The organism is Promicromonospora vindobonensis (assembly GCF_042685865.1).
GTDB classification, from domain to species: Bacteria; Actinomycetota; Actinomycetes; order Actinomycetales; family Cellulomonadaceae; genus Promicromonospora; species Promicromonospora vindobonensis.
Genome location: NZ_JBHUOG010000002.1, coordinates 413,950 through 434,180, shown reverse-complemented (window position 1 = coordinate 434,180; position 20,231 = coordinate 413,950). Strand labels below are relative to the sequence as shown.

Below are 20,231 nucleotides of genomic sequence, written 5' to 3'. Positions count from 1 at the left end.
CCGGGCGGACCGATCTGGAGGGATGCGCACAGTGAGCACACAGCTGGAGAGCTATGTCGCGGGCAGCTGGTTCCGCGGGACCGACGGCGGCGAGCCCGTCCTCGACGCGGTGACCGGCGACGAGGTCACCCGGGTCTCGAGCCACGGCCTCGACTTCGCCGCGCTCGTCACCCACGCGCGCCAGGTCGGCGGCCCGGCGGTCCGGCGGCTCACGTTCCACGAGCGGGCGACCCTGCTCAAGGAGCTGGCCCTGCACCTGGGCGGCCACAAGGACGACTTCTACGCCGTGTCGCTGCGCACCGGTGCCACGCGGCGCGACTCGATGGTCGACATCGACGGCGGCATCGGCACGCTGTTCAGCTATGCGAGCAAGGGCAAGCGGGAGCTGCCGAACGACACCGTCGTCCTCGACGGCGCCCCCGAGCCGCTCGGCAAGGGCGGCACGTTCCTCGGCCAGCACCTGTACACCTCGCGCACCGGGGTCGCCGTGCAGATCAACGCCTTCAACTTCCCCGTGTGGGGCATGCTCGAGAAGCTTGCACCCGCCTTCCTCGCGGGCCTGCCCAGCATCGTCAAGCCGGGCAGCCAGACCGCCTACCTCACGGAGGCGGTGGTCCGGCAGATCATCGCCTCCGACATCCTGCCCGCCGGCAGCCTTCAGCTGGTCTGCGGCAGCGCGGGCACCCTGCTGGACGAGCTCGGCGAGCAGGACTCGGTGGCCTTCACGGGCTCGGCGCACACCGCCGAGCTGCTGCGCAACCACCCGTCGGTGCTGCACCGTGGTGTCCGCCTCGGCGTGGAGGCCGACTCCCTGAACTGCTCGATCCTCGGGCCCGACGTGACCACACAGGACGAGGAGTTCGACCTGTTCGTCAAGGGCGTCGTCACCGAGATGACCGTCAAGGCAGGCCAGAAGTGCACGGCGATCCGGCGCGTCATCGTCCCGGAGCCGATCGCCGACGCCGTGGTCGACGCGATCAGCGCGCGCCTCGGCCGGATCACCGTCGGCGACCCCGCCGACCAGAGCGTCCGGATGGGTGCGCTCGCCAGCCTCGGCCAGCGCGACGAGGTGCGCAAGGCCATCGAGGCGCTGCGCACGTCCGCCGAGATCGTGTACGGCGACCCGGCGCACGTCGACGTCGTGGGCGCTGACGCCGAGCGTGGCGCGTTCCTCTCCCCCGTCCTGCTGCGGGCCCGTCCGGGCGCCGCCGAGCCTCACGAGGTAGAGCCCTTCGGCCCGGTCAGCACGGTGCTCATCTACGGGCCGGTCCACGAGGCGATCGAGCTGGCCGCCCGGGGCAGGGGCAGCCTGGTGGCCTCCCTCGTCACGCACGACCCGCAGGTCGCCCGCGAGGTGGCCCGCGGTCTGGCCCCCTGGCACGGCCGGCTGCTGATCCTCGACCGCGACGACGCCGCGGAGTCGACCGGCCACGGCAGCCCGCTGCCGATGCTCGTGCACGGCGGTCCCGGCCGCGCCGGCGGCGGCGAGGAGCTGGGTGGCACCCGCGCCGTCCTGCACCACATGCAGCGCACCGCCGTCCAGGGCTCGCCCGACATGCTCACGGCGATCACCGGCCGGTGGACCACCGGGTCGCGCCGGGTGCTCGACGGCGTGCACCCGTTCCGCAAGTCGCTGGCCGAGCTGCGGATCGGCGACACCGTCGAGACGGCGTCCCGGACGGTCACCCGCGACGACATCGACCACTTCGCGGAGTTCACCGGGGACACGTTCTACGCGCACACCGACCCGGAGGCCGCAGCGGCGAACCCGTTCTTCGGCGGCATCGTGGCGCACGGCTACCTCGTGGTGTCACTGGCCGCCGGCCTCTTCGTCGAACCGAACCCCGGCCCGGTGCTCGCCAACTTCGGCGTGGACAACCTGCGGTTCCTCACCCCGGTCAAGGCGGGCGACACGATCCGGGTGAGCCTCACCGTCAAGCAGCTGACCCCGCGCAGCTCCGCCGACTACGGCGAGGTGCGCTGGGACGCGACGGTCACCAACCAGGACGACGAGCAGGTGGCCACGTACGACGTGCTGACCCTCGTCGCCAAGACCGCCACCCGGACCGCCACGGAGGGCTGAGGCCCCCGGTCTGGGACGATGCTCGGATGACCACTGACGCAACGGAGACGGGCGCCCCGGCTCGCCGCCCCCGCGGGCGCCCTGGCCACGACCGCGAGGCGGTGCTCCGGACCGCCATCGACCTCTTCACCCGCCGCGGGTTCGACGCGACGTCGATCAGCGACCTCGCGGCGGAGCTGGGCGTCACCAAGTCGGCGGTGTACCACCACTTCCCCAGCAAGGAGGCGCTGCTGTCTGCGGCGCTCGACGAGGCGCTGGAGGGGCTGAGCTCAGCGGTCGAGGCGGCGGCCACGGCCACCGACGGCGAGCGCAGCTCCGTCCGCCTGCGGACCACCGTCGAGGCGGCGGTCCGCATCCTCGCGGGCAACCTCCCCGCCGTCACGCTCCTGCTGCGCGTCCGGGGCAACAGCGACGTCGAGCGCGCGGCGATGGAGCGGCGCCGGCACATCGACGAGCGCCTGGCCGCCCTGGTCCGCCAGGCGACGGCGGAAGGCGACCTGCGCGGCGACGTCGACCCCGACATCGTCAGCCGGCTCATCTTCGGCATGGTCAACTCCCTCGCCGACTGGTACCGGCCCGACGGGCCGTTGCGCGAGGACGCGCTGGCCGCCACGATCTCCAGCCTGCTCTTCGACGGTCTCCGTCCGCCGCGGCCCTCCGGTGGCTGATCGCGCCCCGGTGCTACCGTGAACCGGCGAGGCCTGGCGGACCGCGACCGGTCCGGTGGAGGGATGGGTGATGACGCAGGAACAGCGAGTTTCCGCGGCGGATCGGCTGACCGACGACCACCGCGACTACCTCCACAGGACCTACCGCCAGCTCCACCAGCACCCTGAGCTGTCCATGCAGGAGCACCGGACGGCCGAGCTCGTGGCCGCCGACCTCATCACGGGCTCCCCCGTGATGGCCTCGGAGGACATCGGCCACCTCTCCGCCGCGCTCACCGCGATCCTCTCCCGGGTCGGCCACCATGCCTGAGCCGACGTCGACGACAGGGGCCGGCCGGCCGTGAACCTCATGTTCGTGCTCGACCTGATCGGCGTGTTCTTCTTCGCCGTGTCGGGGTCCCTCCTGGCGGCCCGCCGCGACTTCGACATCGTCGGATCGGTCATGCTGGCCTCGCTCGTCGGCCTCGGCGGCGGCGTCATCCGCGACCTGGTCATCAACCAGGGCGTGCCCAACGCCTTCCAGCAGCCCCTCTACGTCGTCCCGCCGCTGCTCGCCGCCCTGGCGGTCTACCTGCACGTGTTCGGGGTCCGCCGGCTGCGCCGCACGCTGTTGCTGTTCGACGCGGGCGGCCTGGCGCTGTTCTGCGTCACCGGGACGCTCACGGCGCTGGAATCGGGCATGGGTGCGGTGACGTCCGTGCTGCTGGGGCTCACGACAGCGGTCGGCGGCGGCGTCATGCGGGACGTCGTCGCCAACGAGATCCCTCAGGTGTTCCAGCCGCAGGGGATCTACGCGATCCCTGCCGTGGCCGGCGCGGCGCTGACCTCGCTCCTCTGGAACCTCGACTGGTTCAACGTCGTCACGGGGAGCGCCGTCGCGGCGCTGGTGTTCACCGCACGGGGACTCTCGCTGCGCCACCGCTGGCGCGTCCCGTTGGCGGGCCGGGCCGGCTCCGGCGGTATGCCGTAGCCGGCTCGTCCACGACCCCGGCACCTCACAGCCCGTTTCTCCGTTAGCCGGCGAGGATCCGGACGGCCTCGTCCTGCGCCACGCGCAGCGGCGCGACCAGCCGCGCCTCGTCGTCCGGGTCGTAGCGGGCCGTCGGTAGCGAGATGCTGACGGCCCCCGCCGGCTGCGCGGCGTCGGCCCCGACGGCAACGCCGACCGCGGCCACACCGAGCTCGCTCTCCTCGGTGTTCACGCCGTAGCCGCGTCGCCGCACCCGGTCGAGCTCGGCATGCAGGTCGGCGAGCGACTCCGCGTGCCTGCCCGGCCAGGGGCGGAGCCCCTCAGGGTGCAACCCGTCGACGACGTCTGCCGGGAGCGCGGCGAGGATCGCTTTGCCACCGGACGTGCAGTAGGCGGGGATGCGGGAACCGATGCGCAGGCCGATCCGCAGCGTCTGCTGTCCCTCGATCCCGTACACGAACTGGACGTCAGGTCCCGCCAGGACGACGAGGTGGACGGTCTCGCGCACCTCGTCGTGCAGGGCCTGGAGCACGGGACGCATGCGGGCGACGAGCGCCGGGATGCTCCGCTGCGGTGCCCGCGCCCCGAGCAGCTGCGGTCCTGGGTGGTAGAGCTTGCGCTCGCCCTGCTCCACGAACCCGCGTCCGGCCATGGTCGTCAGGAGGCGGTGCGCCGTCGACGGCGCGACACCGAGCGACGCCGCCGCCTCGGTGACGCTCAGGGACTCCCGCTCCACCAGGAGCGTCAGCAGAACCATCGCCCGGTCAACCGCCTCGATGCGGTACGAATTCTGCTCCAAATTCTGCTCCACAGAAAAACTGTAGCCCATGATTGCGGTAACCAGAACTCCGAACATACCGTCGGGCATCAGGCAGAGACGCCGTACGAGCAACCGCTCGCCGCGACTTCGAGGAGGAAGCCATGACCCACGGCACCGACCACGTGATCATCACGGGCGGCGGCATCGGCGGACTGGGGGCGGCCCTGATGCTTGCCCGGCGGGGCATCCCCGTCATGGTCCTCGAACGCGCAGCCGAGTTCCAGGAGGTCGGCGCAGGCCTGCAGCTCGCGCCGAACATCACGCGCATGCTGGACGAGGTCGGCGTCCTGGAGAGCCTGCTGCCCCACGCCGTGCGCCCCCGCCGGGTCGTCTTCGCGAACGCGGCGACCGGCGAGGAGCTCACCCACCTCGACCTCGAGGACGCCGCCACGCGCTACGGCGGGCCGTACGTCGTGCTGCACCGTAGCGACCTCCTGGACGCCCTGCTCCTCGCAGCGCGCGCCGAGCCGCTGGTCACGCTCCACACCGACCACCACGTCACCCGCATCACCGACCACGGCGACAGCGTCACCGTCACCTGCGCGGGCGGGCAGGAGCTCACCGGCCGCATCGTCGTCGGCGCGGACGGCCTCCGTTCGGTCGTGCGCAAGCTCGTGGTCGACGACGAGCCGGTCTGCTCCGGCTACGTCGCCTACCGCGGCGTCGTCCCCATCGAGACCGTCGACCGCCTCTCGGAGACTGACGACGTCGTCGTCTGGATGGGCCCCGGCTGCCACTTCGTCCAGTACCCCGTACGCGGCGGTGAGCTCTACAACCAGGTGGCTGTCTTCAGGTCGCAGGAGTACCTCGACGGCAAGGAGGACTGGGGCACCCCCGCCGAGCTCGACGCCACCTACGCCGGCCTGGCCGCGCCCGTCGTCGCAGGACTGCCCGCCATCCAGCGCGAGAACCGCTGGCCCATGTACGACCGCGAGCCGATCACCACCTGGACCAACGGCAACATCACCCTGCTCGGCGACGCCGCCCACGCCATGCTCCAGTACCTCGCGCAGGGCGCCGGCCAGTCCCTCCTCGACGGCGCGGCGCTCGCCGACGCCCTCGCCCCGCTCGCCGAGGTGCCCGACGGCGAGCGCTGGTCAGCCGGCGGCGTCAAGGCCGCGCTGCACCGGTACGAGGCCAGCCGCGTCGCCGCGGCGGCGACCGTCCAGTCGACGGGCCGGCTCTGGGGCGACATCTGGCACGTGGACGAACCGGTCCACGTCCTCCTGCGTGACGAGGCGTTCCGGCGCAGGGACGTCTACGACTACCACCTCGTCGACTGGCTCTACGGCCCGGTGCTGGACCCGGGCGATCATGCGGACCCTGCCGGTCCGCGCCCGGTCGACACCTATCTCGTGAGGAAGTGAACCGATGACCGACGCGATCACCCTCGACGACGTCTACCCCGACGACGCTCCGGGCCACGACGACGTGGAGGACGCCATGCAGCCCGAGCAGACGCCGGCGCTGCGCGCGCTCTACCAGGGCTTCGAGGAAGAACACATCGTCCCGTTGTGGACGCAGCTCGGCGATCTCATGCCGACCCACCCCACGCCGCAGGCCGTTCCGCACGTCTGGAAGTGGGACCGCCTCTACGACCTGGCCCGGCAGTCGGGCGACCTGGTGCCCGTCGGCCGTGGCGGCGAGCGCCGCGCGCTCGGGCTGGCGAACCCGGGCCTGGGCGGCCGCGCCTACGTCTCTCCCACGTTGTGGGCGGCGATCCAGTACCTCGGTCCGCGCGAGACGGCGCCGGAGCACCGCCACGCGCAGAACGCCTTCCGGTTCGTGGTCGAGGGCGAGGGCGTGTGGACCGTGGTGAACGGCGATCCGGTGCGGATGAGCCGCGGCGACCTGCTGCTCACTCCCGGCTGGCACTTCCACGGTCATCACAACGACACGGACGGACCGATGGCCTGGATCGACGGGCTCGACATCCCGTTCTCGCACCAGAACGACGTCGGCTTCTTCGAGTTCGGCTCTGACCGGGTCACCGACTACGCGACCCCGAACTACTCCCGCGGCGAGCGCCTGTGGGCACACCCCGGTCTGCGGCCGCTCAGCGGCCTGCGGGACACGGTGTCCTCGCCGCTGATGGCCTACCGCTGGGAGCACACCGACGCCGCCCTGACCGAGCAGCTCCTGCTCGAGGAGGAGGGCCAGCCCGCCACGGTGGAGCAGGGGCACGCGGCGATCCGGTACACCAACCCGACCACGGGTGGCGACGTGATGCCGACGATCCGCTGCGAGTTCCACCGGTTGCGCGCAGGCACGGTCACGCCGGGCCGCCGCGAGGTGGGCTCGAGCGTCTTCCAGGTGTTCGACGGCGAGGGTGTGATCACGCTCGGCGGTACCGAGCACCGGCTCGTCCAGGGCGACCTGTTCGTCGTCCCGTCGTGGGTCCAGTGGTCGTTCGCCGCCGACACCCAGTTCGACCTGTTCCGGTTCTCCGACGCTCCGATCATGGAGCGGCTCCACTTCGCCCGCACCCACGTCGAGGAGGCACCCCGATGAAGCTTGCCACCATCCGCACCACCGCCGAAGCAGGAGCGTCGACGACGGTGGCCGCCCGCGTGGAGGGCGACTCGCTCGTCACGCTGCCGAGGTACGCCGACGTGGGCGCTGTGCTGCGTGCCCGGGCGCTCGGCACCGTCGGGCAGGCCGGGTCGCACGACGGCGAGCGGCTACCGCTGGCGTCCGCCGACCTGGCGCCCGTGGTGACCAGCCCGGGCAAGATCGTGTGCGTCGGCCTGAACTACAAGGCGCACATCCTGGAGATGAGGCGCGACCTGCCGGAGCACCCGACCCTCTTCGCCAAGTTCGCGGACTGCCTGCTCGGCGCGGGCGACGACATCCCCTTGCCGCCGGAGTCCGGGACGGTCGACTGGGAGGGCGAGCTCGCGGTGATCGTGGGCTCCCGCGTGCGCCGAGCCTCGCCGGACGAGGCCCGCGCGGCGATCGCGGGCTACTCGGTCTGCAACGACGTGTCGATGCGCGACTGGCAGTTCCGCACGAAGGAGTGGCTCCAGGGCAAGATGTGGGCGGACTCCACTCCCCTCGGCCCGCTGCTGGCCACGCCGGACGAGATCCCGGCCGACGCCAGGCTCACGACCCTGATCGACGGCGTCGAGAAGCAGCACGGCGACATCCACGACCTGGTCCATGACCCCGTGCACCTCGTCCGGTACATCTCCACGATCCTGCCGTTGAACCCCGGCGACGTCATCATCACGGGGACACCGGGCGGCGTCGGGCACGCGCGTTCGCCGCAGGAGTACCTGCGCCCCGGACAGACCGTGACGGTCCGGATCGACGGGATCGGCGAGCTGACCAACCGGACCGTCGCGGAGCGGGTGCCATGACGGTCACCGCCCGCGAGGCGCTTCGGCTCCGGCAGGGCGCCGGCGCGCGGTACGACGCGCCCGAGGCCCCGGCCGAGGCACTGGCCTGGGCTCGGCTCGGCTCGGCGTACTTCGCCCGTGTCCTGAACGACCTGCCCGACGCCGCGCTGTACGAGCCGTCAGCACTTCCTGGCTGGACCAGGGCGCACGTGGTCGCGCACGTCGGCTACAACGCGCGGGCCCTGGTGCGCCTCGTCGGCTGGGCCCGCACCGGCGAGACCACGCCCATGTACGCGTCCGCCAAGCAGCGCGACGCCGAGATCGAGCGGGGCTCGACGCTGCCGGCGCGTGCGCTGCGGCATCTCGCGGCGCACGCGGCGATCCACCTGGACGTCGAGTGGCGCGACCTGCCCGGTGCAGCATGGACCGAACCGGTCGTCACGGCACAGGGCCGCGCCGTGCCGGTGTCCGAGACGGCCTGGATGCGCACGCGCGAGGTCTGGGTCCACGCGGTCGACCTCGCCGACGCATCACGGGGCGTCACCCCGTCGTTCGCGAACCTCCCTGCGGGCGTGCTCGAACGGCTGCGCGACGACGTCCTCGGCACCTGGGCCAGGCGTGGCGAGCCGGTCGACGTCTCGGGCGTCCAGGGCACGCTCCCGGACCTGGTGAGGTGGCTCACCGGCCGGGGAGAGGGCCGGCTGCGGACGACCGACGACCACGACCTGCCCGAGCTGCCTCGCTGGCTCTGACCCATCCACCCCTGATCGGGCCGCAGGCAGGCCCACCGACTTCACGTTCCCCCGTCCTTTCCTCTCCGCCCGGCGGAGATAGGAGTACTTCCATGGCTTCCCAGACAACGTCGTCTCCCGGCCCGGAACTGGTTCGTCGCCCTCGTGTGCGGCGCGCCCCGGCCGACAGCCAGTCCCGCCGTGCCGTCGCGAGCGGCACCGCCGGATCCATCCTCGAGTGGTTCGACTTCGCGGTGTACGGCGCGATGTCGGCCACCGTGTTCCCCGTCGTGTTCTTCAGCGAGATGACCGGACCGGTGGCGCTGCTCGCCTCGTTCGCGACCTTCGGCGTCGGGATCTTCGCCCGGCCGCTCGGCGGCATCGTGTTCGGCCACCTCGGCGACCGGATCGGACGCCGCGCGGTCCTGCTCGCGACGTTCCTCCTGATGGGCGTCTCCTCGGCGATCATCGGCCTCCTGCCGCCCTACGCGCAGATCGGGTTGCTGGCCCCGCTGCTGCTCGTGGTCATGCGCTTCGTCCAGGGCGTCGCGCTCGGCGGCGAGGCGACCGGCGCGCAGCTCATGACCATGGAGCACGCCCCGCGCGACCGCAGGGGCTTCTACTCGGCGCTGATGTCGCTGGGCTCGCCCGCCTCTCAGGTGATCGCGAACCTCCTGCTCGCCCTGCTCACCGCGACGCTCAGTGACGCCGACTTCTTCGCGTGGGGCTGGCGCCTGCCCTTCCTGCTGAGCCTCGCGCTCGTCGGCGTCGGGATCTACATCCGGCTCAAGGTCGAGGAGACGCCGATCTTCCGCGAGGGCGTGCAGGAGATCGACCAGAAGACCTCGAACCCCGCGACGGTCGTCCGCGACCACTGGCGGACCATGATCCGCCTGATCATGTGCTACTCGCCGATCGTCGTCACCTTCTACGTCGTCTCCGTCTACGGCATCAGCTACATGACGTCGCACGGCCTGTCCCGCAGCGAGAGCTTCACGATCGTGATGATCTCCAACCTGCTGTCGGTGGTCGCGATCGTGATCGGCGGACGGGTCGCGGACACGTGGGGCCGGCGCAACACGCTCATGGCCGGCGGCGCCGGCTGCCTGGTCGCGAGCCTGGTCTTCTTCCCCGTCGTCGACCTGCAGAGCTTCCCGCTCACCCTTGCCGTGGTGGCCTTCGCGCTGGTCAGCGCCCAGTTCGGGAACGCAGGCTTCGGTGCACTGTTCGCCGAGGCCTTTCCGACCCGTGTCCGATACACCGGCTCGGCGCTCGCGCTGACCGGGGCGAACCTGATCTTCGCAGCGCCGGCCCCGTTCCTCGCCTCGTGGCTGACCACCATCAGCGGCGGCAGCAACCTCCCGATCACGGTCATCTGGCTCGGCATCATCGTCGCCGCCCTGGTCGTGCTCTCCCGCACCTCCGAGGGGCCGACCCTCGAGGGTGAGCCGCAGTACTTCGGCAGGTACGTCCCGGTCGAGTTCGCCCGGGCCATGCTCGCGGCGCAGGAGCACGAGGTCGCCCCCGCCGCAGGTTCCACCACCACCGAGGGGGGCCGCCGTTGATCGTCGAACAGCGCACCTACGTCCTGCACACCGAGGCCAGCATGGCCGCATACCTCGAGGCCTACTCGACGATCGGCCTGCCCGCCCAGAAGCCGATCCTCGGCGGATTCCTCGGCTACTTCCTCACCGAGTTCGGCACCCAGAACGAGATCAACCACTTCTGGGCCTACAGCGGGCTCGAGGACCGCCGCGAGCGCCGGGAGCGCCTGGCCAAGGACCCCGAGTGGCAGCGCTGCCTGGGGATCATCCGGCCGCTGATCATGACGATGCAGAACCGGATCATGTACCCGACGGACTTCTCCCCCATCCGTTCCCTGCCCGTCGTCGTCGACGATCCCGACACCGCGTTCACCACGACCGCCAGGGGCGACGTATGAACAGCGCCCGGACCGCCGGCCCTGCCGCACCTGCCCGCACGGCGATCGTCACCGGCGGTGCGGGCGGCATCGGCTCCGCCATCTGCCGCGGTCTCGCCGAGGCCGGCTACGGGGTCGTCGTCGCCGACGTCGACGTCGACAGGGCTCGGGCGACCGCCGACGCCCTGCCTCGCGTCGGCGGCGTCACCCACCGCGCCTTTGCGGGGGACCTGACGCGCAGCGAGGTCAACGCAGAGCTCGCGGGCCTCGCCGCTGGCACGGCGCCGATCGGGGCCGTCGTCAACGCGGTCGGCATCTCGCCGAAGCGCGACGGCCGGAAGATCCCGTTCGCCGAGCTCGACGACGAGACCTGGAACAGGGTCCTGGCGGTCAACGTGAGCGCCCCCTTCTTCCTGGTCCGCGAGGCCGCTCCGCTCATGCCGACCGACGGTACGGGCAGCATCGTGAACCTCCTGTCCATCACGGCGTCGGTGGGAACGGGCGGCCCGGAGGACGCTCCGTTCTACCCACGGCTCCCCTCGACCATCGCGTACGGTGCATCGAAGGCCGCGTTGCGGAACCTCACCGCGAGCCTCGCGCACGAGCTCGCCGGCAAGCACATCCGTGTCAACGGCGTCGCCCCCGGGTTCGTGGAGACGCCGATGATGGCGGCGGTGCCCCGCGACAGCGGCATCACCGACCAGGTCCCCCTGCGGCGCTTCGCCCGTCCCGAGGAGATCGCCGACGCCGTGGCGTTCCTGGTCAGCGAGCGGGCGTCGTACATCACCGGCGCGAGCCTCGACGTCACCGGCGGGTTCACGACCTGCTGAGCCCCACCCGCACGAGACCTCCCCTCAACGACGAAGGAAGTGCACCGTGACCATTCCAGAGAACGCCTTCGACCTGGTCGTCATCGGATCAGGGATCGCGGGCCAGACGGCCGCGACGAGCGCGGCCGAGGCCGGCCTGCGCGTCGTCCTGCTGGAGAAGACCGACAGCCTCGGCGGGTCCTCGGCCATGAGCGGCGGCTGGTTCGCCTTCTCCGGTACCGCCGAGCAGCAGGAGCTCGGCATCGAGGACTCCGACGACCTGTTCCTGTCGGACCTCCTGGAGGGCGGGGCGCACCTCAACGACCGCTCCCTCCTCGAGGCCTATCTCGCGAACCAGCGGGACGCCTACGACTGGCTGAAGGGCCACGGCACCGCGTTCCGCGAGGCCGAGATCAGCTCGGGCCAGTCGGCCCGGCGCGGCCACAACGCCCCGATCAAGGAGGTGCTGGCGAGCCTGCACGAGGCGTACCGGGCGGCGGGCGGCGAGACCTGGCTGTCGGCCCGCGCCACCCGGCTCCTGCGGGACGTCACGGGCCATGTCACCGGGGCCGTCGTGCACACCCCCGCCGGGGAGCAGACCGTCTCCGGCCGTGGCGGCGTGGTGCTGGCGACGGGTGGCTTCAGCCGCGGCACCGACCTGCTCCGGATCTTCGCACCCGAGCAGCTCGCTGCGATCCCCTACGGCGGCCGTGGTAACACGGGAGACGGACTGAAGATGGCCTGGAAGCTCGGCGCCGGCCTCGCCGACATGTCGTTCGTCTCCGGAACCTACGGCTCGCACCCCGAGACCGGCGAGGAGTTCCACGAGCTCCTGACCGCCTACTACATGGGCGCGATCATCGTGAACCGCGACGGCCGGCGCTTCGTCGACGAGTCGCTGGACTACAAGGAGCTCGGCCGTGTCGTCCTCGACCAGCCCGACGGCCTCGGGTTCGAGGTGTTCGACGCCAAGGTCCGCGCGCAGTCCCATCCCGGTATCCCGCTGAAGGACATCGACCTGCTCGAGGAGATCGGCCACGTGCACCGGGCGGACACCCTGGAAGAGCTGGCCCGGATCGCCGGCATCGACGCCGAGGCGCTCACCCGCACGGTCGCCCGGTACAACGACGCGGTGGCCGGTGCCGCTGAGGACGAGCAGGGCCGCACGCACCTGTGCAACGGGGTCGGCGACCTGCTGCCCGTCGACACGGCCCCGTTCTACGCGTACCCCGCCAAGTCGCTGATGACCACCACCTACTGCGGTGTCACCGTCAACCCGTCCGCCCAGGTCCTCGACGTCGACGGCGATGTCATCCAGGGTCTCTACGCGATCGGAGAGGTGACCGGCGGGTTCCACGGCGCCTCGTACATGACAGGGACGTCGCTCGGCAAGGGCACCGTGTTCGGGCGGATCGTGGCCCGCCACGTTGCGGGCGCGCTCGCGGCAGCGCGCCCCGGCACCGCCGCCCGTGGTGCGACCCGCACGACCGAAGGGATGCCGAGATGACCACCTCGCCCGCACCCGACGTGCTCCGCTCGGCCGACGTCGTCGTCGTCGGCTCCGGCGTCGCCGGCTCCGCCGCCGCGGCGACCGCGGCACGAGCGGGCGCCCGCGTCGTCCTGCTCGAGAAGCTCCCCACCCCTGGCGGCTCCGCGGCCCTCTCCGCGGGCATGTTCTGGACCGCCCCGACCGCAGAGGCCTACCGCGCGCGCATCCCGCTCGGCCGCACGGATCTCGGGGACCGGCTCGTCGCCGACTACGCCGAGGCGCTGGCAGAGCTCCGGTCCACGGGAGCGCGCGTCGCCGACGAGCCGCAGCGCGACATCATGACGTTCGGCGTCGGCTACGCCACCGACATCCGGGCGATCCTGGCGTGGTGCCGGGACGTGGTGCTCGCAGCGGGCGGCCTGGTCCTGACCGGCACGTCGGTACTGCGCCTGCTCAGCGACGAGCGCGGGACGACGGGCGTGCTGGCCCGGACCACAGACGGCGGGACGGTCAGGATCTTCGCGCCGTCCGTCGTCCTCGCGACCGGCGGCTTCCAGGGCGACCCTGCCGAGCTGGCCAGACACATGGGTCGCAACGCCGACCGCCTCCTGCTGCGCTCGAACCCCGGCAGCGTGGGTGACGGGCTCCGCCTGGCCCGGCACGCCGGCGCGGGTGGGACCGGGGCGATGAGTACCTTCTACGGCCATCTCATCGGGTCCCCGGTCGACCGGTTCGAGCCGGCGGACTTCCTGCCGACCTCTCAGTACTACTCCGGGTCGGCGGTGCTGGTGAACCTGCGCGGCGAACGGTTCGCCGACGAGACCCGCGGGGACGAGATCCTCAACCAGGACCTCATGTGGCAGCCGGAAGCGCTGGGCATCCTCGTCTTCGACGACCACGTCCGTCGCACCGAGGCCACCTCCGAGCCGTTCCCCGGCCTCGGTGCCATCGACCGCTTCCAGCACGCCGCCGACCTCGGGGCGCGGCACGCCACCGCACCCACCCTCCCCGACCTGGTCGCAGAGGTGGCGTCCTGGGGCGTCGACGCGGAGGTCCTGAGCCGTACGCTCGCCGACTACGACCGGACCGCGCGGGAGGGTGGCGGGGTCTCTCTCGGCGTCCCCGTGGCGGCCACGGCACGCCCCGCCCAGACGGGCCCGTTCTACGCGCTCCAGGTGCAGCCGTCGATCACCTTCACGTTCGGCGGCATCCGCACCGACACGGAGGGCCGGGCGCTCGACGCCGACGGCCGCCCGGTACCCGGCCTGTTCGCCGCAGGTGCCGATATCGGGGGCCTGTCGAACCACGGGTACGCGGGCGGCCTGGCACCCGGCTACGTCACCGGGCGATGGGCAGGACGCTCCGCCGCCGGGCACGCCACCAGGTCCGCCACGGTCTCTACCTCTACCTCTACCTCTGCCGCCGTAGGCTCGCCCGACACCGTAAGCTCGCCCGACACCGTAGGCTCGCCCGACGCCGGAAGCCCGCCCGACGCCGGAAGCCCGCAGCGAGCCGTCGTCGTCGGTGCCTCGAGCGGGATGGGCGCCGCCATCGCGGCCCGCCTCGGTGCGCACGGCGTCACCGTGACCGGGCTCGACCTCCCGGACGCGGTCTGGCCGGAGAACTCGTCCGTCACGGACCGGTTGCCGGTCGACGTCTCGGACCCGGACTCGGTCGACGCGGCGATGCAGCTGGTCGCCGGCCGGCTCGGCGGCATCGAGATCGTCATCAACTGCGCGGGGATCCTCGGCCCCGTCGTCCCGACGACCGAGGTCGACCAGCCGACGTTCGAGCGGATCCTGCGGGTCAATCTCGGCGGTGCGTTCGCCGTGACCAGGGCCGCGCTGCGGCACATGCTGCCCGCCGGCTACGGACGGATCGTGCACATCGCATCGATCGCGGGCAAGGAGGGCAACCCGCAGATGGCGCCCTACTCGGCGGCCAAGGCGGGCGTGATCGGCATGGTCAAGTCGGTCGGAAAGGAGTTCGCCGCGTCGGGCGTCACGGTCAACGCCGTCGCCCCCGCCTCGATCGAGACACCGCTCATCGCGGGGATGGCCCCCGAGCGGCAGGCCGTCCAGCGGGACCTGATCCCCATGGGCCGGTTCGGCACCGTCGCCGAGATCGCTGCCCTCGTCGAGTTCATCACGTCGGCAGAGGCGTCCTTCACCACCGGCTTCGTCTATGACGCGTCCGGCGGACGCGCCAGCTACTGACCTGCACGCCCCGCCGGTGGTCGTCATACCGGTCCGACTCCCGTGAGAGGTAGACCATGAACAACAACACTGCAGACGTCCTGGTGATCGGCGGCGGCGGCGCCGGGCTGAGCGCCGCGATCTCCGCGGCCACCAGCGGGGCCACCGTGCTCGTCCTGGAGAAGTGCGACCGCGTGGGTGGGAGCACCGCCATGTCGGTCGGCTCGTTCACCGCCGCGAACACGTCCTACCAGTACCGGGCGGGCGTGAACGACAGCATCGATCTGTTCGTCGCCGACATGAAGGTCGCCAACGGCGAGTTCGAGGCGCGGGAGAACCAGGAGCTCCGGCGGATCCTCGCCGAGAACGCCGGCCCGACCGTGGAGTGGCTGTCGAGCATCGGCGTGCAGTTCCTGGGTCCCACGCCCGAACCGCCCTACGAGAAGCCCCGGATGCACAACGTGCTTCCGAACTCGACGGCCTACCGCGAGGCGCTGCTCCGCGAGTGCCGCAAGCGCGGGGTCACGATCCGCACGTCCGTACGCGTCGAGACCTTGCTCCGCAACGCCGCGGGGGACGTGATCGGTGCCCGTGCCGAGGGCCGCGACTACTTCGGACGACGCGGGGTCGTCCTCGCGACCGGGGACTACTCGGCCTCCGAGGAGATGAAGGCGCGGTTCGTCGGCGAGGACGCCGCGCGGATCCCCGCGGTGAACAAGAACAACACCGGCGACGGCTTCCTGCTCGCCACCCGGGTCGGCGGCGTCATGCTGCAGATGGACCGACTCTACGAAGGCCTGCGGTTCGCCCCCGCGAACCGCCCGGACCCGATCAAGATGCTGCCGTCACACCCCCTCCTGTCGAAGGCGATGCGCCTCGTCGTCGAGCACCTGCCGAAACGCCTGCTCGCGTACGTGATCCGTGGCGCGTTGACCAGCTGGGTCGGACCGAACGTCGCGATGTACCACCGGGGCGCGATCCTGGTGGGCCCGAACGGTGAGCGCGTCGCGAACGAGGACACCGACAAGGCCATGGCCCGCGCGGTCGCCGCCGAGCCGGCCAACGCCGGTTACATGATCTTCGACGCCCGTGTCGCCGAGACCTTCTCGGCCTGGCCGCACCCCGTCTCGACCTTTCCCGGCGTCGCCTACGCGTACGTCGAGGACTACCGGCGCTATCGTCCGGACACCTTCCATCGCGCGGACACGATCGAAGAGCTCGCGCGAAGCATCGGGATCGCCCCCGCGACGCTGCGCTCCACCGTCGACCGATGGAACGCGGACGTCTCGGCGGGCAGCGACAGCCGGTTCGGCCGTGAGCACCTCGGCGACGGCGTCCGCTCGGGCCCGTTCTACGCTCTCGGGCCGATGAACGCCTTCATCACCCTGGCCGACGGCGGTCTGGCCGTCGACACGCAGCTGCGGGTGACGACAGAGGACCAGCAGCCGATCCCCGGCCTCTGGGCGGCCGGCTCCACCGGCCAGGGTGGCCTGCAGCTGCTGAACCACGGGCTGCACATCGGCTGGGCCATGGTCTCCGGCCGGCTGGCGGGCCGGCACGTCGCCCAGGCGTCCGACCGTGCCGACCTGGTTCCGGACCTGGACCGGCAGGATGCCGGGGCGTCGAGCTGGTAGAAGCTGCCGGTCACGCCCCTAGAGTGTCGGCATGACGAAGCCATGGGCGATCACGCTGGGCGCGCTGGACGAGAAGCTGGGCATCCAGGTTCTGGAGCAGTCGGCGCAGCGCGTCGTGGCCACCATGCCGGTGGCGGGGAACACCCAGTCGCTGAACCGTCTGCATGGCGGGGCGACCGCCGCGTTCGCGGAGGCCCTTGGATCGTGGTGCGCCCTGATCCACGCCAGCACGATGGACAAGGTGTGCGCAGGCGTGGACCTGAACATCACGCACCACCGGGGCGCGACGGACGGGCTGCTGACCGGCACGGCAACTCCCGTACACCTGGGCCGGACCATCACGTCGCACGAGATCGTCGTCACGGACGAGCAAGGCCGCCGCATCTGCACCGCGCGGATCACCAACCAGCTGATCGAACCCCGCTGACGCCGTCCGGGTCCTGCAGCGGTGCGCGGGTCCTGTGCTGGTCCTTGTGCTGGTCCGGCCCCCGCTACCCATAGGTCGGACCGCTTCGGCTGTCGGCGGCGGCTCGGCGGTCGGGGCTTGCCGGAGCCGGGTCGGAGCTGGCCGGGTCGTGCCGGGTCCCTGCGTGTCAGGCGGCTTCGGCGTCCGGCGGCGGTAGGCCCTGGATGGCGTCGGGTAGGTGGATGCGGTGGCCGCGGGCGTCGGTGAAGGCCCACCCGGTCTCGATCAGCATCCCGGGCGTGTCTGCGTGAGTGGGCTTGCCGGTCCAGTGCATGACGATGCCACGCGTGTCGACGAGCTGGTGATGGAACCAGCACAGCAACGCACTGTTCGCGACCGACGTCTCCCCACCATCGGCCCAGTGCCGTACCGCGTGGTGGACCTCGCACCGCGACGGCGGCTGATCACACCCCGGATACACACAATGCCCGTCCCGGGCGATCACCGCACGACGCATCTGCCCCGTCACCGTCCGTCGCGCACGTCCGACATCCAGCGCGGCACCGTCCGGTCCGAACACGATCCTCGTGACCGCGCTGTCGCACGCCAACCGGCGCACCAACGCCCGCGGTGCACGCCCGCGGGTCTCCGTGAACACGGGACCTCCCGCTGACAACACCCCGGACACCATCACCGGGCCCGCCTGGTTCCCGGGTGCGGGCGCCTGCCCACACGTCACGCACAACCCGTCACGGGTGCGGATGACCTGGGTGACCAGCTCCGTCCACGACACCGTGACATTCAGATGAGGCGCGATCGCCGCCCCCGGAGAGGCCTGGTTCGTGTCCAGCACCATGCGGGCCACGTCAGCCAGGCCTTGCGCCCGACGCTGCGCAGGCGTCCTCGAGTCCTCCGCGGCAGGACCGCCCATAACCGCGTTCACCGCCGCCGAGACCAGCAGACCATGCTCATCGGTCAAGAACCCCGCGACGTGATACCCACCAAACGTCTTCGACAGGTCCAAGAACTCCCCCGCCGCGGCCTTGTCGTCCTCCACGTCATCGGTGTCCGGATCGGTCACCGACGCGAACCGGCGCGCCACCACCCGGAACTGGTCCGCGTTCAACCAGCCCGCCTCCCGCAGCACCAGACCCTCACCCGTGACGAGGGTGCCCTGCGTGACCGCGCCCTCCAGCACCTGCGTGACCAGCTCACGGGTCCGGGCCCCGTCCGGGTCGTCGGCCGGGTCGGGAAAGTCGACCGGCACGGTCTGGATGAACCGCTCCGGCGTGGTCGTCTCTCCGGTGCGGGTGTCGATCAGCCACGCCAACGCGTCCGTGCGGGTCTGGCTGGTCGGGGCGACCTCGGTCATCACTTTTGCGTGGTCCGCGCCCAGGGTCCCCGCGACCAGACGGTCGCGTGTGACGGGCAGGGCGGTGGCCAGGCGGCGCGCGATCGTCATGTCCTTCCCCGCGGTGGCTGCGGAGATGCCTTCACGCACCCGCAACCACGACGTGAACGTGCGCGCCATCCCACCCGACCGCCAGGAACCCTCGGCCTCGATCCGCGGCAACAACGTGTACCGCACCCCGTCCAAACGGCCCGTCACCCGACGGATCCTCGTGTGCGCGTCAGCCAGGCGGGTGATGGTCGGTGCGTCCCACCCGTCCAGCACCTCCGCACCCGTCAGACCCGCCAGCTCGCTCACCGCGGCCTCAATCCGGGCCAACGCCTCCTCGATCGAACTCGCCGGAGGCAGACCACCAGACGCCACGCTGTTCGTCGACTGTCCCACTGGTCCCCACCCCCGCCCCGTTCGTCACTGTCTCGATGCCCCATTCTCTCGAACAGTCGTACGATCTGCACGTGCTAACTGCAATCTGTGGATAACTCTTCACGGCCTTCCCGGGGGCGCGTCAGCCGGGATCGCGACGGGCGAGGGCGATGCCCAGGCAGCCGAGGGCCACCGCGGCGGCGAACGTGATGGGTAGACCGACAACGTCAGCGACGAAGCCGATCACGGGCGGCCCGCCCAGGTAGGCGATGTACCCGACCGCGCTGACCCGCGCGGTCATCGCCGCGGCTCGTCCAGGTGCGGAACGGCTGGCACGGGAGATCGCCACGGGAAAGACCGGGCCAAGGACCAGCCCCACCAGGCCGATTGTCACGGCCATGACCAGCGGTTGGGCAACAACGGAGCCCAGCACCACGAGGCAGACCACAACGACGGCAACGGTGGTCAGAACCGTGCGTTCGGCAAAACGGTCCAGCACGGCGTCGCCGGCCGAGCGGGAGATGAACATCGCCACGCTGAACAAGGCCAAGGCGGCGGCCCCCAGGGAGGCTGGTGCTCCGAGGTCGCGGGTGATGAGCAGAGCCGACCAATCCGTGACCAACCCCTCGATGAACAGGCCAGAGACGGCGACCACGGCGATCGTCAACGGCAGACGGAGGCGCCTCTTCCGCGCCAAGACCTGGGTGCCACCAGCCTCTCGTTCGGCGGGGCTCCGGGGCCGGGACCACAGCATCGGCGCACCCACCACGGTCAGGGCCACGAGGAGGACGGCGACGGCGACGAAGTGCTCGGTCGTCGTCGCACCGACATGCGTCGCGGCCACCCCGCCCAGGGCACCGGCGAGCACGCCAAGGCTGTACCCGCCGTGCAGCCGGGACAGGACCCGGTGACCGGTGTGCTGCTGGTAGGCGATGCCCGCGGTGTTCATGGCGATGTCGAGGACACCGCTGGCCGCCCCGAGCAGCATGAGCACTCCGGTCAGCTGCCACAGGCCGTCGACGACACCGATCAGGGGCAGGGACGCGCTGAAGACCAGCGCGGTGACCACGCACACCGGTCCTGATCTCGCATGATCGAGGATCCGAGCGGTGAGCAACAGTGCGGGGACCGATCCTGCGGCGACCCCGAACAAGGCGACGCCCAGCTCGCTGTCGCTGAGATCGAGAAGGTCCTTGACCTCTGGAATGCGCGGGGCCCAGCTGGAGAGAACAGCCCCGTTGACAAAGAAGACGGCCCAGAGCCGGGCGGCGAAAGAACGGTTGCGTGGCAGATACAAGGCGACCCTCAGGCCGCCCTGACGACTGTGTTTCGCCTTTCCCCCGGACGGTCAGGAGAGGCGGTCTGTGACCCGTCAACGCTCTCACGCCACCAA

Annotated in this window: 18 protein-coding genes; 15 read left to right on the top strand and 3 right to left on the bottom strand. The window is 71.4% G+C overall.

Translation table 11 applies throughout. The features are described from left to right. Positions 1–22: 22 nt before the first annotated feature. From paaZ to ACFS27_RS15155, 4 genes are all read left to right on the top strand, one after another. Positions 23–2,083 carry a phenylacetic acid degradation bifunctional protein PaaZ gene (gene paaZ / locus ACFS27_RS15170; RefSeq protein WP_377184424.1) on the top strand — a complete coding sequence of 687 codons (2,061 nt, stop codon included), beginning with the start codon at positions 23–25 and terminating at the stop codon, positions 2,081–2,083. 26 nt (positions 2,084–2,109) lie between these two features. Then, the gene (locus ACFS27_RS15165; protein WP_377184422.1) at positions 2,110–2,751 is read left to right on the top strand and encodes a TetR/AcrR family transcriptional regulator; all 642 of its coding nucleotides are present in this window, start codon (positions 2,110–2,112) and stop codon (positions 2,749–2,751) included. Positions 2,752–2,821: 70 nt separating this feature from the next. Further along, positions 2,822–3,061, top strand: coding sequence for a hypothetical protein (locus ACFS27_RS15160; protein WP_377184420.1), 240 nt, complete (start codon positions 2,822–2,824; stop codon positions 3,059–3,061). Positions 3,062–3,100: 39 nt separating this feature from the next. Continuing rightward, positions 3,101–3,721, top strand: coding sequence for a trimeric intracellular cation channel family protein (locus ACFS27_RS15155; RefSeq protein WP_377191055.1), 621 nt, complete (start codon positions 3,101–3,103; stop codon positions 3,719–3,721). Positions 3,722–3,764: 43 nt separating this feature from the next. Here ACFS27_RS15155 and ACFS27_RS15150 read toward each other — a convergent pair whose 3' ends face one another. Further along, positions 3,765–4,532, bottom strand: coding sequence for an IclR family transcriptional regulator (locus ACFS27_RS15150; RefSeq protein ID WP_377184418.1), 768 nt, complete (start codon positions 4,530–4,532; stop codon positions 3,765–3,767). A gap of 110 nt (positions 4,533–4,642) precedes the next feature. On the opposite strand from ACFS27_RS15150, the gene ACFS27_RS15145 reads away from it, so the two are divergent. The 11 genes from ACFS27_RS15145 (at position 4,643) to ACFS27_RS15095 (ending at position 17,085) form a co-directional block, all read left to right on the top strand. Beyond that, entirely contained in the window at positions 4,643–5,908 is a 1,266-nt protein-coding gene (locus tag ACFS27_RS15145) for an FAD-dependent monooxygenase (protein WP_377184416.1), read from the top strand. 76 nt (positions 5,909–5,984) lie between these two features. After that, entirely contained in the window at positions 5,985–7,052 is a 1,068-nt protein-coding gene (locus ACFS27_RS15140) for a cupin domain-containing protein (protein WP_377191053.1), read from the top strand. After that, positions 7,049–7,900 carry a fumarylacetoacetate hydrolase family protein gene (locus ACFS27_RS15135; protein ID WP_377184414.1) on the top strand — a complete coding sequence of 284 codons (852 nt, stop codon included), beginning with the start codon at positions 7,049–7,051 and terminating at the stop codon, positions 7,898–7,900. Before ACFS27_RS15140 ends, ACFS27_RS15135 begins: the two co-directional genes overlap by 4 nt. Next, on the top strand, positions 7,897–8,631 hold the full coding sequence (locus tag ACFS27_RS15130; RefSeq protein WP_377184412.1) for a maleylpyruvate isomerase family mycothiol-dependent enzyme: 735 nt from the start codon (positions 7,897–7,899) through the stop codon (positions 8,629–8,631). Before ACFS27_RS15135 ends, ACFS27_RS15130 begins: the two co-directional genes overlap by 4 nt. Positions 8,632–8,723: 92 nt before the next feature. After that, positions 8,724–10,175, top strand: a complete 1,452-nt coding sequence (locus tag ACFS27_RS15125) for an MFS transporter (protein ID WP_377184410.1) — start codon at positions 8,724–8,726, stop codon at positions 10,173–10,175. After that, positions 10,172–10,552 (top strand): NIPSNAP family protein, encoded by a 381-nt coding sequence (locus tag ACFS27_RS15120; protein WP_377184408.1) that lies wholly within the window; start codon positions 10,172–10,174, stop codon positions 10,550–10,552. The genes ACFS27_RS15125 and ACFS27_RS15120 overlap by 4 nt, the downstream gene beginning before the upstream one ends. Continuing rightward, the gene (locus ACFS27_RS15115) at positions 10,549–11,361 is read left to right on the top strand and encodes an SDR family NAD(P)-dependent oxidoreductase (protein ID WP_377184406.1); all 813 of its coding nucleotides are present in this window, start codon (positions 10,549–10,551) and stop codon (positions 11,359–11,361) included. Before ACFS27_RS15120 ends, ACFS27_RS15115 begins: the two co-directional genes overlap by 4 nt. 46 nt (positions 11,362–11,407) lie before the next feature. Beyond that, positions 11,408–12,847, top strand: coding sequence for an FAD-dependent oxidoreductase (locus ACFS27_RS15110; protein ID WP_377184404.1), 1,440 nt, complete (start codon positions 11,408–11,410; stop codon positions 12,845–12,847). Continuing rightward, positions 12,844–15,045, top strand: coding sequence for an SDR family oxidoreductase (locus ACFS27_RS15105; RefSeq protein ID WP_377184402.1), 2,202 nt, complete (start codon positions 12,844–12,846; stop codon positions 15,043–15,045). Before ACFS27_RS15110 ends, ACFS27_RS15105 begins: the two co-directional genes overlap by 4 nt. Positions 15,046–15,101: 56 nt before the next feature. Beyond that, a complete protein-coding gene (locus tag ACFS27_RS15100) occupies positions 15,102–16,658 on the top strand; it encodes an FAD-dependent oxidoreductase (RefSeq protein WP_377184400.1) in 1,557 nt (518 codons plus the stop codon). Between the two features lie 31 nt (positions 16,659–16,689). After that, positions 16,690–17,085: a PaaI family thioesterase gene (locus tag ACFS27_RS15095; RefSeq protein WP_377184399.1), complete on the top strand. Its 396-nt coding sequence runs from the start codon at positions 16,690–16,692 to the stop codon at positions 17,083–17,085. Between the two features lie 166 nt (positions 17,086–17,251). Here the strand turns inward: ACFS27_RS15095 and ACFS27_RS15090 are convergent, their stop codons facing one another. Continuing rightward, positions 17,252–18,772: an HNH endonuclease signature motif containing protein gene (locus ACFS27_RS15090; protein WP_377184397.1), complete on the bottom strand. Its 1,521-nt coding sequence runs from the start codon at positions 18,770–18,772 to the stop codon at positions 17,252–17,254. A 208-nt stretch (positions 18,773–18,980) separates the two neighbouring features. Next, a complete protein-coding gene (locus ACFS27_RS15085) occupies positions 18,981–20,135 on the bottom strand; it encodes an MFS transporter (RefSeq protein WP_377184395.1) in 1,155 nt (384 codons plus the stop codon). Positions 20,136–20,231: the final 96 nt, after the last annotated feature.